1 protein-coding gene is annotated in these 469 nt (G+C 69.1%); it reads right to left on the bottom strand.

Annotation, left to right across the window (positions count from 1 at the left end):
• Positions 1-469, bottom strand: a 469-nt coding sequence (locus D7X99_RS42025; protein WP_199756439.1) for a HipA domain-containing protein, incomplete at both ends; no start/stop codon positions are given.

The following is a 469-nucleotide window of genomic DNA, read 5'->3' as shown; positions in this document are numbered from 1 at the left end:
GTGGGTGTTGCCGGTGAGCTGCCCGAAGGTGTCGAGCCAGCGAATGCGCCGGGCGTCCTCGTCGCTGATGGACTGGCGCTCCAGGAGATACCGGGCCGCGCTGGTCCAGGTGCTCCCCTTCCCTTCGTGGCCGAGGTACTCGTTGTCGATGGCCATGAGTGAGAGCAGCGCCTTGCGGCCTCGCTCGCCGATTCGGTCGAAGCGCTCGACCTCGAGGAACTGGTAGCCCTCGACGCGGAGGGAGCGTGAGGTCGCGGCCGGAATCCCGGCGGCCTGGACGGCTTCGAGCGCGAGGCCTTCGCAGATGAGCAACTCTCTCCAGCGCTGAGCGGCGGCGCCGTCGTCGTTGGCCGCGAACTTCACCAGGACGTGGCGCCCTGCTGTGTACGCCGTGAACTTGGGCTGCTCGCCACCGGCGGAGGAGCCTGCCTCGCTCGACAGGGATGAGCGGGCGAGCTCCGGGTACTGG

Origin of the sequence: Corallococcus sp. AB032C (assembly GCF_003668935.1) — a bacterium.
Taxonomy (GTDB): Bacteria; Myxococcota; Myxococcia; order Myxococcales; family Myxococcaceae; genus Corallococcus; species Corallococcus exiguus.
The sequence above is the reverse complement of the archived record's forward strand: the minus strand, read 5'-3'. Positions and strand labels throughout refer to the sequence as shown.